The 12,480-nt window shown below is 67.0% G+C and carries 11 protein-coding genes; 5 read left to right on the top strand and 6 right to left on the bottom strand.

The features are described from left to right. Nucleotides 1–16 precede the first annotated feature (16 nt). From iolG to ASE66_RS20865, 5 genes are all read left to right on the top strand, one after another. Nucleotides 17–1,018 (top strand): inositol 2-dehydrogenase, encoded by a 1,002-nt coding sequence (gene iolG / locus ASE66_RS20885; protein WP_057191620.1) that lies wholly within the window; start codon nt 17–19, stop codon nt 1,016–1,018. Next, nucleotides 1,018–1,818, top strand: coding sequence for an inositol monophosphatase family protein (locus ASE66_RS20880; protein WP_057191619.1), 801 nt, complete (start codon nt 1,018–1,020; stop codon nt 1,816–1,818). The genes iolG and ASE66_RS20880 overlap by 1 nt, the downstream gene beginning before the upstream one ends. A 68-nt stretch (nt 1,819–1,886) precedes the next feature. Continuing rightward, nucleotides 1,887–2,927 (top strand): ABC transporter substrate-binding protein, encoded by a 1,041-nt coding sequence (locus tag ASE66_RS20875; protein ID WP_057191618.1) that lies wholly within the window; start codon nt 1,887–1,889, stop codon nt 2,925–2,927. A gap of 43 nt (nt 2,928–2,970) precedes the next feature. Then, complete coding sequence (locus tag ASE66_RS20870; protein WP_057191617.1) at nt 2,971–5,160, top strand: ABC transporter permease; 2,190 nt, start codon at nt 2,971–2,973, stop codon at nt 5,158–5,160. A gap of 9 nt (nt 5,161–5,169) precedes the next feature. Next, on the top strand, nt 5,170–6,231 hold the full coding sequence (locus ASE66_RS20865; protein ID WP_057191616.1) for an ABC transporter ATP-binding protein: 1,062 nt from the start codon (nt 5,170–5,172) through the stop codon (nt 6,229–6,231). Between the two features lie 213 nt (nt 6,232–6,444). Here ASE66_RS20865 and ASE66_RS20860 read toward each other — a convergent pair whose 3' ends face one another. The 6 genes from ASE66_RS20860 to ASE66_RS20835 form a co-directional block, all read right to left on the bottom strand. After that, complete coding sequence (locus tag ASE66_RS20860; protein WP_057191615.1) at nt 6,445–7,335, bottom strand: MipA/OmpV family protein; 891 nt, start codon at nt 7,333–7,335, stop codon at nt 6,445–6,447. A 22-nt stretch (nt 7,336–7,357) separates the two neighbouring features. Next, nucleotides 7,358–8,737 (bottom strand): sigma-54-dependent transcriptional regulator, encoded by a 1,380-nt coding sequence (locus ASE66_RS20855; protein ID WP_057191614.1) that lies wholly within the window; start codon nt 8,735–8,737, stop codon nt 7,358–7,360. Beyond that, nucleotides 8,734–10,449 (bottom strand): sensor histidine kinase, encoded by a 1,716-nt coding sequence (locus ASE66_RS20850; protein ID WP_057191613.1) that lies wholly within the window; start codon nt 10,447–10,449, stop codon nt 8,734–8,736. Before ASE66_RS20850 ends, ASE66_RS20855 begins: the two co-directional genes overlap by 4 nt. A 70-nt stretch (nt 10,450–10,519) precedes the next feature. After that, on the bottom strand, nt 10,520–10,939 hold the full coding sequence (locus ASE66_RS20845; RefSeq protein ID WP_057191612.1) for a DUF2147 domain-containing protein: 420 nt from the start codon (nt 10,937–10,939) through the stop codon (nt 10,520–10,522). After that, on the bottom strand, nt 10,936–11,328 hold the full coding sequence (locus tag ASE66_RS20840) for an EamA family transporter (RefSeq protein WP_057191611.1): 393 nt from the start codon (nt 11,326–11,328) through the stop codon (nt 10,936–10,938). The genes ASE66_RS20845 and ASE66_RS20840 overlap by 4 nt, the downstream gene beginning before the upstream one ends. Further along, nucleotides 11,325–12,479, bottom strand: a complete 1,155-nt coding sequence (locus ASE66_RS20835) for a GNAT family N-acetyltransferase (RefSeq protein ID WP_057191610.1) — start codon at nt 12,477–12,479, stop codon at nt 11,325–11,327. The genes ASE66_RS20840 and ASE66_RS20835 overlap by 4 nt, the downstream gene beginning before the upstream one ends. Nucleotide 12,480: the final 1 nt, after the last annotated feature.

Raw genomic sequence — 12,480 nt, 5'->3', positions numbered from 1 at the left:
CCGCAGGACCACGGACGTGATGAGATTTGGATTGCTGGGCGCCGGCCGCATCGGGCGCATTCACGGGCTCAACGTCGCCGCGCGCTCCGATGCGCAGCTGGTCGCGCTCTCCGATGCCTCCGCTGACGCCGCCGCCGCGCTCGCCCAGACCTCAGGCGCCAAGATCGCCAGCACGGAGGCGATCCTTGCTGATAGCGGCATCGACGCCGTGGTGATCTGCACCCCGACCGACACCCATGCCGACCTGATCGAGGCCGCGGTCTCCGCCGGCAAGGCGGTGTTCTGCGAGAAGCCGGTCGATCTTGACGCCAGCCGCATCCGCCGCTGCCTCGAGGTGGTCGCAAAGTCCGGCAAGCCGCTGATGATCGGCTTCAACCGCCGCTTCGACCCGAATTTCGCCGCGCTGGAAGGGCGCCTGCGTTCTGGCGAGGCCGGCGCGATCGAGATCGTCAGCGTGATCTCGCGCGATCCCGGCCCGCCGCCGGTCGAATACGTCAAGCGCTCGGGCGGACTCTTCCGCGACATGATGATCCATGACTTCGACATGGCCCGCTTCCTCCTCGCCGAGGAACCGGTCGAGGTTTTCGCGCTCGGCTCGGCGCTGGTCGATCCGGCGATCGGCCACGCCGGCGACGTCGACACCGCCGCCGTGCTGATGCGCACCGCGAGCGGGCGCATCGCCCAGATCTCTAATTCCCGCCGCGCGACCTATGGCTATGACCAGCGCATCGAGGTGCACGGCTCCAAGGGCATGCTGCGCGCCGGCAATATCCACGAGACCACGGTCGAGATCGCGACCGGCACCGGCTTCCGGGCGGATCCCGTGCAGAACTTCTTCCTCGAACGCTACGCCGCCGCCTACCGCGCCGAGCTCGACGCCTTCGTCACGGCCTGCCGCGACAGACGCGCGCCCTCCCCGTCCGGCCTCGACGGGCTGAAGGCCCAGATCCTGGCCGACGCCGCGACGGAATCGCGTCGTACCGGCAAGCCCGTCGCCGTTTCGCTCGAGGCGCTGTGATGACGCTTGCAGAGCTGGACCTACGCCAGTATGCCGTGCTCGGCCTGGTCGAGGAGGCCAGCCGCCTGGCGCTCGACTATTTCAGCCGCAAGGACAGTCTCGGCGTCAGCATGAAAGGCGCTCAGGATTGGCTCACCGTCGCCGACGGTGCGGTCGAAGCCTTCCTGCGCGAGCGTCTCGCCGTGCTCTTCCCCGCTGATGCCGTCATCGGCGAAGAGGGCGGCGGCGAAGCGGCGGATGCGGTCTGGATCATCGACCCGATCGACGGAACCTCGAACTTCGCTCGTGGCGATCGCAACTGGTGCATCTCGATCGGGCTCTTGCTCAATGGCGTACCCGAGATCGGCATCATCGCCGCCCCTGCGCTGGGCGAGATTTATTTCGGCCGCCGCGGCCGCGGCGCGACCATGAACGGCGAGCCAATCAAAGTGTCTGGCAGGGCCGACATCCGCAGCGCCTATCTCGAATTCGGCTGGTCGACGCGTATCCCTAATGAAGACTACCTCGCCATGGCGGGGCGCGGCTTTGCTGCCGGTGCATCCGTGAAGCGCTCGGGCTCTGGCGCCCTCGGCCTCTGCCATGTCGCGAACGGCCGCACCGAGGCCTATGCCGAACTGCATATCAACGCCTGGGACGTCGCCGCCGGCCTGGTGATCGCGTCCGAGGCCGGCGCCCGGATCAACGACTTCTTCAGCGGCGATGCCATCGCGGCAGGGAATCCGGTCCTGTGCTGCACGCCGGAGCTGCAAGATGAGTTGGAGCGCATCACCGGTATAGTAAGCCGGCACAAGGATCGTTGATCTTTTCGAGCAAACGGTCACTATCGACCCAACAAGAACAAGTCAGAACCAGACATCGGGAGGAAAACATGCTGTCATTGAACCGGCTTCGCGCCGGACTGTTCGCGGTCGCGGCCACCGGGGCTGCTTTCGCCACTGCCCCAGCCCAGGCCCAGGGCTCGCTCGTGATGTATTGCGGCGTGCAGGAAGAGTGGTGCCGCGCCATGAGCGGCGCCTTCGAGAAGGAAACCGGCATCAAGGTCGCGATGACCCGTAAATCCGCCGGCGAGATCTACGCCCAGCTCAAGGCGGAATCGTCCAATCCGCGCGGCGATATCTGGTGGGGCGGCACCGGCGACCCGCATCTTCAGGCGGCCGAGGAAGGCCTGACGCAGGAATACGAGTCGCCGGCCAACAAGGACCTGAACGACTGGTCCATCTCGCAGTGGAAGGCGGCGAAGCAGCGTTCGATCGGCATCTATGCCGGCGCGCTCGGCTTCGGCTTCAACACCCAGCAGATCAAGGCCAAGGGTCTGAACGAGCCGAAATGCTGGGCCGATCTGCTCGACGCCAAACTGAAAGACGATGTCCAGGTCGCCGACCCGAACTCGTCGGGCACGGCGTACACGCTGCTCGCCACGGTCGTTCAGCTGATGGGCGAGGACAAGGGCTTCGACTATCTCAGGGCCCTGCACAAGAACATCAGCCAGTACACCAAGTCTGGCGCCGCCCCGGCCAAAGCGGCGAGCCTCGGCGAGACCGCGGTCGGCATCGTCTTCATCCACGACGCCGTCGTCTTCGCCGTGCAGGGCGACCCGATCAAGCCGGTCGCTCCTTGCGAGGGCACCGGTTACGAGATCGGCTCGATGTCGATCATCAAGGGCGCACGCAATCTCGACAACGCCAAGAAGTTCTACGACTGGGCGCTGACCCCGGCGGCGCAGGCGCTGGCCGCGCCGGCGAAGTCCTACCAGGTACCTTCGAACAAGAACGCACCGGTTCCGGCCCAGGCGCCGAAGATGTCGGAGATGAAGTTGATCAACTACGACTTCGTCAAATACGGCTCCTCGGCCGAGCGCGTCCGCCTGCTGACGAAGTGGGACAAGGAGATCAAGGCGCTGCCGAAGTGAGCGCAGACTGATCGCGGCCATCTGAGACGAGAGGCGAGAAGCGATGCGTTCCGCGACGAGGCTTGTGCTGCTGGCCGGCTGGCTCGGCTATGCGCTCATCCCCTGGTATCTGCCCGAGGGGATGAACCTCGCCGGTTACCCGTTCGGCAAGAGCGGTACGGCACTGGCGCTCGTGCTCTCGGGGGCGGCGCCCTGGCTCATGCCGATCGGCATCGCCCTCGTCCTCGCCAGCCTGCTCAGCGCCCGGCAGGAGAATGCCGCCACCGGCAAGCTGCTGGCCTGGATAGGCTTTGTCGGCCTCGTCGTCTTCTTCGCCCAGGGCTTTGCCATCACGCTCAAGGACCAGGGCATGCCGGCTCTGGCAGCCCTGCTCGGTGGCGCTGGCGCCGCCCAGCCCGGCATGGGCTTCGGCGCGCTGGTGACGCTTGTCTCGCTCCTGCTGCTGCTCTGCCACGGCCTGGCTTATCGTGGCCTGTGCCGTGGCGACCTGTTCACGACGTCCTCGATCGGCATCGTCATCATGCTGATCGCGCTCTTCATCTTCCTGCCGGTCTCGACGATCCTGCGCAGCGCTCTGGTCGATTCCAGCGGCGCACTCGTCCTCGGCGAGTTCGTCGAGCGCTTCTTCAGCCCGACGATCTGGGGGCTGGGTTGCCTCAGCGCCAACACCAGTTGCGGCGTCGCCTGGAACACGCTGATCCTGGCGGTGCTGACCGGCCTCATCACCACCCTGCTCGGCCTCGCCTGCGCGCTGCTGATCCTGCGCACCGGCATGCCGGGCAAGCGGGCGATGCGCCTGCTCACCGTGCTGCCGATCATCACCCCGCCCTTCGTCATCGGCCTGGCGCTGATCCTGCTCTTCGGGCGCTCCGGCCTGTTCTCGACATTCCTGTTCGACTGGTTCGGCGTGCCGCGCTCGCGCTGGATCTACGGCCTGCCCGGCGTGCTGCTCGCCCAGGTGCTCGCCTTCGCGCCGATCGCCTTCCTCGTGCTGATCGGCGTCGTCCAGGGTATCGCGCCGAGCCTGGAAGAAGCCTCGCAGACGCTCGGCGCCAAACGCTGGACCACCTTCCGCACCGTGACCTGGCCGCTGCTGCGCCCTGGCCTTGCCAACGCCTTCCTGCTCGGCTTCGTCGAGAGCATGGCCGATTTCGGCAATCCGCTGGTGCTCGGCGGCAATTTCGAAGTGCTCTCGACCAAGATCTTCTTTGCCGTGGTCGGCGCCGCGCACAACCAGGGCCAGGCGGCAGTCCTCGCCGTCGTCCTGCTCGGCTTCACGCTGGCCGCCTTCTGGGCACAGCAGCGCTGGCTCGGCGACAAGTCCTACACCACCGTCACCGGCAAGGGCGATTCCGGCCTGCCGACGCCTCTGCCCCGTCGGATCACCTGGATCTCCGCCCTCGTCATTGGCCCGTGGGTCGCGCTGACCGCGGTGATCTACGTCGTCATCCTGATGGGCGGCTTCGTGAAGACGATGGGACGCGACCATACCCCGACACTGCAGCACTACATCACCGGCTTCTCGATCGATTTCAGCCGCGGGCTCTATTTCGACGGCTCGGCCTGGCCGTCCTTCTTCACCACGCTGAAACTCGCGGCGATCTCGGCGCCACTGACGGCGATCATCGGCCTGCTCACCGCCTATCTCCTGACGCGCCAGCGCTTCGCCGGGCGCGGCATGCTCGAATTTGCGACCATGCTGAGCTTCGCCATTCCCGGCACCGTGCTCGGCGTCGCCTATATCCTCGCCTTCAACGTGCCGCCGGTCGAGATCACCGGCACCGGGCTGATCCTCGTTATCGCTTTCGTCTTCCGCAACATGCCGGTCGGCGTGCGCTCCGGCATTGCCGGGCTGTCGCAGATCGACAGGAGCCTCGACGAGGCCTCGGCCACGCTCTCGGCCCGCAGCTTCACCACGCTCTGGCGGGTGGTGCTGCCGCTGCTGCGCCCCGCCCTCGTCGCCGCGCTGGTTTATAGTTTCGTGCGCAGCATGACGACGGTCAGCGCCGTGATCTTCCTGGTCTCGGCCGAGTACAACCTCGCCACCGCCTATATCGTCGGCCGGGTCGAGGCCGGCGAATTCGGCCTCGCCATCGCCTATTCCTCGGTGCTGATCGTGGTCATGGCGATCGGCATCAGCCTGATCCAGCTCGGCGTCGGCGAGCGCAAGCTCGGCCGGCGCGGCACGCCCGCCCTCGCCTCCTCCGCCGCCGAGCCGATCAAACAAGGATAAGCGCCTCCCATGTCCAAGGCCGGCCCCGCCTCCGTCGAATTCCGCAATGTCAGCATGCGCTACGGCGCGGTGACGGCGGTCGACAACGTCAGCTTTTCGATCGAGGCCGGCAAGCTGGTGACGCTGCTCGGCCCCTCCGGCTGCGGCAAGACCACGACGCTGCGGATGATCGCCGGCCTCGAGATCGCCAGCGAAGGCGAGATCCTGATCGGCGGCAAGGACGTGACCCGGCTGTCGGCCGCCGATCGCGACGTCAGCATGGTCTTCCAGTCCTATGCGCTCTTCCCGCACATGAACGTGCTCGACAACGCCGCCTATGGCCCGACCGTGAAGGGGCTGCCCAAGGCCAAGGCGCAGGAGATGGCGCTGGAGAAGCTGGCCCTGGTCGGCCTCAAGGGCTTCGAGAAGCGCTACCCGTCCGAGCTCTCCGGCGGCCAGCAGCAGCGCGTCGCCGTCGCCCGGGCGCTGGTGCTGGAGCCGCAGGTGCTGCTCTTCGACGAGCCGCTCTCCAATCTCGACGCCAAATTGCGCCGGCGCGTGCGCGAGGAGATCCGCGAGCTGCAGCAGACGCTCAATCTCACCGTCGCCTATGTCACCCATGACCAGGAGGAGGCGCTCGCCGTCTCCGACCGCATCATCGTGATGTCGAATTCCCGCATCGCCCAGGAAGGCACGCCGCGCCAGCTCTATGAGGAGCCGGCCGACGCCTTCGTCGCCGACTTCATCGGCGATGCCAACATGGTCAGCGTCACCGTGACATCGGTCGCCGACGGGCGGGCTGCTGTCGCGATCGGTCCGGCGAACGTTTCATTGGCAGCGCGCGGCCTACAGCCTGGATCGGCCAAGGCAGCGATCCGGCCGCAGAGCCTCCTGGTTAAACGCCATGAGAGCCAGGGCACCCTGCCCGGCAAGGTCAGCAAATGCGCCTATCTCGGCAACCATCTCGACCTGATGATCGAGACCGCGGTCGGCGAGCTCTTCGTCATCAGCCACGATGTCGACGACATGCTGGCGCCGGGCACGCCGGTCTGGCTCTCCTTCGCCAGCTCCGGAGTGATCCTGGTTCCCTGAGCCCGCCCTGGAGCCGCTTCCTTCGGAGGGAACAGGCTGTCTTTCCGGGGCGACGCGAAGCGTCGAGCCCGGAACCCAGAACCGATGCGGGTTATCATCCCGGCGCTGCAATCGACGCGCCTTTTTGGAAGGGACATCGGTTCTGGGTTCCGGGCTCAGGCCTGTCGGCCTGCCCCGGAATGACAGAGCGCTACCCGCGTGAAATCAGCGCCTTCAGCCGCCGACCTGGAAGGAATAGCTCGCGCCGATGCCGAGCGTGAACTGGTTGCGCTCCCCCAGCCTGTCGACGAGCGGCGAATTCCCGGCATCGCCGACCAGCCGGTCGTAGCGGCCGAACAGCGTGGTCGAGAAGCTCGGCGACCACGCATATTCCAGCGACGAGGCGAGGCCGACCGACTTGGCACTCGCGCCGGGCTTGTAGGCCGTGATCATGCCGTTGAGCGCTGCCTCGCCCGGCAGGACGCCGAAATTCCGGCGCATATAGGAGGCGCTGCCGAGCGACAAGCGCGGGCCGACGGCGAAGGTGAAGCTGCCGAACCGCTCGACCCAATCGGCCGAGAAGTCGGCGACCACGCCGTGATGGCCGTTGAAGCCCTGGCGGATCTCGACGCGGGTGCGCAGCCGGTCGGGAAGAACCCAATATTCGGCGTAGAGGCCGGCCTCGACCGCCCAGGGCACGTCGCGCATGCCGCGGAGCCGGTAGGTCGAGCCTGAATAGCGGCCGCCATTATAGCTGCCGACGACGCCGACATCGAAGCGGTCGGTATCGTAGATGGCGTAGTCCAAGCTGTCGTCCGGAGCGCTGAAACCGGCCGGCTCGCCGACTCGGCGCCAGGAGAGCGACGGCATGAAGGACGGGCCGAAGGACTTCGCGCCGTCATAGCGCGGGCCGACCTGGACGGAGCCGCCTAGCGTGATGATCCAGCCCTTGGCCGGTGTCGGATCGGTCAGGACCCGCTTGGGATCGTCATCGTCGTCGTCATCATCGTCATTCGCCCGCACCGCCCCGTTGGAGAGGGCGAGCAATGCGACGAGCCCGGCCAGGACGGCGACGTGCCGGCGCCGGGCGCCGGCTGGGCGTTCGTGACGTACGAGAGAAAGCATGGAGAAGGCATCCCGTGAGTCGTCAGTCCGCGATCGCGCGGCCCAGCCTAATACCGAGTTTCTTAATGCGGTGCCAAAGGCTTCTTTCCGCTATGCCTAGCAATTTCGCAGCGCGCACCTGAACGCCGTCGCTACGGCGCAGCGCCTCGAGGATGAACTCGCGCTCGATCCGTTCGAGTTCGGCGTCGAGATCGCGCGGCAAGCCGTCCCGCTCGCTCCGGCGGCTGCTGCTGTTGAACAGGTCCTGCGGCAGGTCGGCTGCGTCGATCGTCTGCGCCTTCGCGACGATCACGGCCCGCTCGATGCAGTTGTGCAATTCCCGGATGTTTCCGGGCCAGCCATAGGCGCTCATTGCGGCCATGGCCGGCGACGAGAAGCCGGTGGCGCGCTTGCCCATCGCCTCGGCGAGCTCCGCCAGGAAATGCGCGGCGAGCAGCGGGATGTCGTCGGCCCGCTCGCGCAGGGGCGGCAACTGGATCGGGAAGACGTTGAGCCGGTAGAACAGATCCTCGCGGAATCTGCCCTGGTCGACGGCCTGGCGCATGTCCGTGTGTGTCGCGGCGACCAGCCGCACGTCGACCGTCTGGGTCCGGGTCGCGCCGACCGGTTCGAAGCTGCGCTCCTGGATCACCCGCAGGAGTTTGGCCTGGATAGGCAGCGGCATGTCGCCGATCTCGTCGAGGAAGAGCGTGCCGCCATCAGCAGCGGCGAAGCGCCCGATACGGTTGGCGAGCGCGCCGGTGAAGGCGCCCTTCACATGGCCGAAAAGCTCGCTCTCCAGCAGGGATTCCGGGATCGCCGCGCAATTGACCGCGATGAAGGGTTTGTCGCGTCGCGGGCTGTTGAAGTGGATCGCGCGCGCGACCAGCTCCTTGCCGGTCCCACTCTCGCCGTTGAGCAGCACGGTCGCCTTGGTCTCGCAGACCTCCGTGACCTGCTCGATCACGCGGCGGAAGGGGGCGCTGTTGCCGACCAGAGTATCGAAGCTGTAGCGGCCTTCGAGCTCGCTGCGCAGCCTTTCATTGTCCCGCACCACGTCGGCCAGGCGCAGCGCCCGCCTGATCGTGGCCGAGACGTCGTCGATCTCGAAGGGCTTGGCGATGTAGTCGAACGCGCCCTCCTTGACGAGGTCGACCGCGTCGCGCACTGCCGCGAAGGCGGTGATGATGATCACCGGGACCTCTGGCCAGCGCCGGCGGACCTCGCGCAGCAAGGCGCGCCCGTCCATCACCGGCAGCCGGAGGTCGGTCAGCACCAGATCGAAGCGCGCCTGTTCAAGCTCGGCGAGCGCGGCGCGGGCGCTGTGCACCGCCGTGGCGCGATAGCCGAGATCCTCCAGCGCTGCCGCCAGCACATCGGCGAGCCGCACCTCGTCGTCGACCACCAGGATGGAATGGCTCATGCCGGCACTCCCGGTTTCGCCCGCTGCAGCGCGATGGTGAAGGCGGCGCCCCGCCCCGGCTCGCAGACGCAAGCCGTGCTGCCGCCATGCGCCTCCGCCACGCTCTGCACCTTGGCCAGCCCGAGCCCAGTGCCCTTGGCCTTGGTGGTGAAGAACGGATTGAAGATCTCCGGGCGGATCGCGTCCGGCACGCCTGCACCCTCATCGCTGATCGTCAGCGAGACCGTCTCGTCACTGGCACGCACGCTCGCCCGGATCATGCCGCCCTCCGGCATCGCGTCGATCGCGTTGAGGATGAGGTTGAGGCAGGCCTGATGCAACTGGTCGGGATCGCCGAGAACGGTCGCACCGCCGCTCTGGTCCTCGATCGCCAGCTCGATTTTCTGGCGGGAGAACTCCGGCGCCGCGATCGCCGCGACCCGGTCGATCACCGCGCGTAGGGGGAGCTCGACCTTCACCGGCAGCTTCGGCTGGGCGAAGTCGAGGAAGTCGCGCACCAGCGTCTCGATGCGGTGGACCTCGTCGATGACGTAGCCGAGCATCTTCTCCTCGGCGCCGCCAAGCTTGGCGCGGTTGCGCACCACCTCCGTCGAGGTCTTGATGATCCCGAGCGGGTTGCGCACCTCATGGGCGATCACCATCGCCGCCTGGCCGAGCGCCGACAGCCGATCCTTTCGCCTCAGCTCCGCCTCGAGTTCCTGCAGCTTGCCGAGCTGTTCGGCCATGCCGTTGAAGCCATTGGCGAGCTCGACGATCTCACGCCCGCCGCCCTCCGAGACGCGCTGGCCGAAATCCCCACCCGCGATCGCCCGCACGCCATGGGTCAGCGCACGCAGGGGCCGCACCAGCAGGTCGGAGGTCAGGATGCCGACAACGATCGAGATCGCGCTGCCGAGCAGGAAGATACCGAGGAACAGGCTCTCCCGGCCGAGTTTCTCGAAGAAGCCCGCCTCGCTGCGCATGCCGATGAAGCTGATCGCCGCGAGCTGGCCGTCGATGCCGCGCAGGCCCGAATAGACGGCGCGGTAGGCGCCGCCATCGGCCTCGGAGTCGAAGACCCCCTCCTCTCCGGCCTCCAATCGGGCCCGTATGTCCTCCGGCACGGTAGCCGTGCGGTCGGAATGCGTCTGCATCACCAGTTCGGGCTTGCCGTTGAAGAGCGCGAAGAAGCGGATCTCCAGCGCAGTCACCACCTTGATGCCGCCGAAGGAGCCTTCGTCAAGCCAGGTCCCGACCAGGAGGTTGGCCGGTTGGCCGCCGATCTGAACGGCCTGGACCGCGCCCGCCATGATCCAGCGTTTGCCGTCCGTCTCGATCCGGAACAGGCCGAGGCTGGTCTCTGCCGGCAAGGGGGTGAGGCTGCTGAAATCGCGGGTCTTGAACAGGACCTCGCCGCCTGGACGATAGATCGCGATCAGGTCGTAGCCGACCGAACTCAGCACCGCGAACTCGCGCTCGACGGTGCGCTGCATCTTGTGGTCATCGCTCGACTGTTCAAGCCGGTGCCCGATCACGCCCGCGACGCGCTGCGCCTCCTGCGTCGACTCGGCGATCTCCAGCGCGAAAAAACGCGAGGTGTCGCCGAGCCACTGCTCGACATTCTCCTCGAAGGCGTCCGAGATCAGCCGGGCCGCGATATAGGCGGACGCCAGCATCGCCGGCACGCTGACCAGCATGAAGCCGATCACCAGCCGGAACCTGAGCGACGTCATCCGTATCGACATGCCGGGCCCAATCCCCCTCACTTGCGGCCGCTGGCCGGCGGCACCGCGTTGGCCGAAATCATTGCTGCCGCGACCAGATATCGTCGTCACAGATCAGGCCGCCGAGCACGCAGCCACGTATCACGAGACTCTGGGCCGAAGTCAGTTCGAGCGTGGTGCGATAGGTCTTGCCGTCGGCCGGGTTGTAGCCTTCGCCCTCCAGCCCACCCTTCGCCGGCTTGAAGCCGGAGAGCACCTGGAGGCCGAGCAGCGAGCGCTTCCGCAAGCCCTCGTCGGGGTTGAACATGTCGAAGCGTGCCTCTTTCAGCCAGACGATCTTGCCGCACAGCGCCGGGCCGCACCGGCTGATGGCAATTTCAGACTCACCGTCCGAGTCACGCCAGCGGCCGACAATGTCGCCCATCGGATCGGCAGCGGCCGGCAGCGCCGCTATCAGAGCCGCAACGACCACGAAGGCCGAGCCAATCCCGCGCATCATTCATCACTCCCCAGCAGGACCACGCCTGCAATGATCAATGCGATTCCACCGGCGCGGACCAGGTCGATCTGCTCGCCGAAGGTGAGCCAGGCGAGCAGCGGAACTGTGACATAGACCATCCCCGTCATCGGGAAGGCGCGGCTGAGCGGCATGTCGCGCAGGATCGCCATCCAGACGACGAAAGTGCCGATATAGCCGAGCGTCGCCAGCCAGACGCCCGGCAGCGACACCGCCTTGGCCATCATGGCGAGGCCGAAATCCATGTCGCCGAGCCCGTCCGCGCCCCATTTGAAGGCGAGCTGCGTACCGGTGTCGAGCACGATGAAGACGAGCCAGACCGCGAGCTGGCGCACCCAGGGCGTCGTCTGCGGGGGCGAGATGCTGCTCATGCGGCCTTCTTTCGGGCGAGCGCCGCGAGATCGGGATCGAAGCGCTCGAAGCCGAGCCAGGGGCTTAAGGAACGCAGCGCCCATTGCAGCGGCGCGAGCCGGTGTCGGACATGCAGGGTCGAGGGCACCAGCCGGCTGCCGAAGCGCAGCTTCGAGGCGTAAGCCGTCTGGCCGCTCTGGAGCCTGGGGATGCCGCGCTCGAGGCAGAAGCGGACATTCGCCATCCAGCTCACAGCATAGAGATTATGCTCGCGGGCCAGCGGGTAGCGCATGCCCAGGAACTTATCGATCACGCGGTCGGGCTCGACCAGCAGCAGGTTGAAGGCGGCGAGCTCCTCGCCGATCCAGTAGAGCACGAACACCGCACGCTCGCCGAGTGCTCGCGAGACCGCGCCGAAATAGCCCGGCGGCAGCACTTCGAGCTCGCCATAATCGAGCCCGCTCTGCGCCCGTGTCGCCTCGTAGAGATCACCGATCTCGCGCTCCAGCCCGGTGATTTCGGTATGGACGGCGATGCGCACCTCATCGGCCTTGGCGAGCTTGCGCTTGATGTCCTTGCGCGTCGCCGCCGAAAGCGAGGCAAGATAAGTCGCTTCATCGGCGAAGGGCAGGTCGAGCAGCGCGACCGGCAGGCTGCCGAGCCGCGCGAAGCCGGCCTGTTTCAAAGTCTCGCCGAAGCCGTCGTCCTCCGCCGGCGCCAGGTCCTTCCAGACCACGAGATGAGCGCCTTCTTCCGCCGCCTGCCGCTCCAGCGCGGTGGCGAGCACCTGAAAGGCGGCCGCACGCCCGGCCGCATCGAGCTTAGGCGAAAAGCCGAGATGGCAGCGCTCGGCATAGGGCGAGCCGACGCAAAGCAGCTTCAGGGTGACGAGGCCGGGCACATGGCGGAACAGCGCGTCGCCGAAGCTCCTGAGCTTGCCCTGCAGCGCCGTGTCGAGCCGGTAGTTCAGCCGGAAGAACGGTGCCACCGCGACGACCTCGCCGCCGTCCTCGGCGCAGGCCGCTGCCATCCGCAGCCCGATGCCGGTCTCTGCCGCAACCGCATCGCAGGCGCTGTAATAGGCATGACACTCGGCCTCGCCCGGCAGGCAAGCGTTCCAGGCGGTGGAAGCGATATCCGCGATATCAGCCAGGATGCGGGCCTGGACCATG

Source organism: Allobosea sp. Root483D1, assembly GCF_001429505.1.
Classification (GTDB): domain Bacteria; phylum Pseudomonadota; class Alphaproteobacteria; order Rhizobiales; family Beijerinckiaceae; genus Allobosea.
This window is presented reverse-complemented; position numbering and strand designations above follow the sequence as displayed.

What these genes read in the sequence shown, in the direction of transcription:
- ASE66_RS20855 (WP_057191614.1), bottom strand. Translation starts at nt 8,737, where the DNA reads ATGAGCCATTCCATCCTGGTGGTCGACGACGAGGTGCGGCTCGCCGAT.
- ASE66_RS20845 (WP_057191612.1), bottom strand. Translation starts at nt 10,939, where the DNA reads ATGATGCGCGGGATTGGCTCGGCCTTCGTGGTCGTTGCGGCTCTGATA.
- ASE66_RS20840 (WP_057191611.1), bottom strand. Translation starts at nt 11,328, where the DNA reads ATGAGCAGCATCTCGCCCCCGCAGACGACGCCCTGGGTGCGCCAGCTC.
- ASE66_RS20880 (WP_057191619.1), top strand. Translation starts at nt 1,018, where the DNA reads ATGACGCTTGCAGAGCTGGACCTACGCCAGTATGCCGTGCTCGGCCTG.
- ASE66_RS20835 (WP_057191610.1), bottom strand. Translation starts at nt 12,479, where the DNA reads ATGGTCCAGGCCCGCATCCTGGCTGATATCGCGGATATCGCTTCCACC.
- ASE66_RS20850 (WP_057191613.1), bottom strand. Translation starts at nt 10,449, where the DNA reads ATGACGTCGCTCAGGTTCCGGCTGGTGATCGGCTTCATGCTGGTCAGC.
- ASE66_RS20865 (WP_057191616.1), top strand. Translation starts at nt 5,170, where the DNA reads ATGTCCAAGGCCGGCCCCGCCTCCGTCGAATTCCGCAATGTCAGCATG.
- ASE66_RS20875 (WP_057191618.1), top strand. Translation starts at nt 1,887, where the DNA reads ATGCTGTCATTGAACCGGCTTCGCGCCGGACTGTTCGCGGTCGCGGCC.
- ASE66_RS20860 (WP_057191615.1), bottom strand. Translation starts at nt 7,335, where the DNA reads ATGCTTTCTCTCGTACGTCACGAACGCCCAGCCGGCGCCCGGCGCCGG.
- ASE66_RS20870 (WP_057191617.1), top strand. Translation starts at nt 2,971, where the DNA reads ATGCGTTCCGCGACGAGGCTTGTGCTGCTGGCCGGCTGGCTCGGCTAT.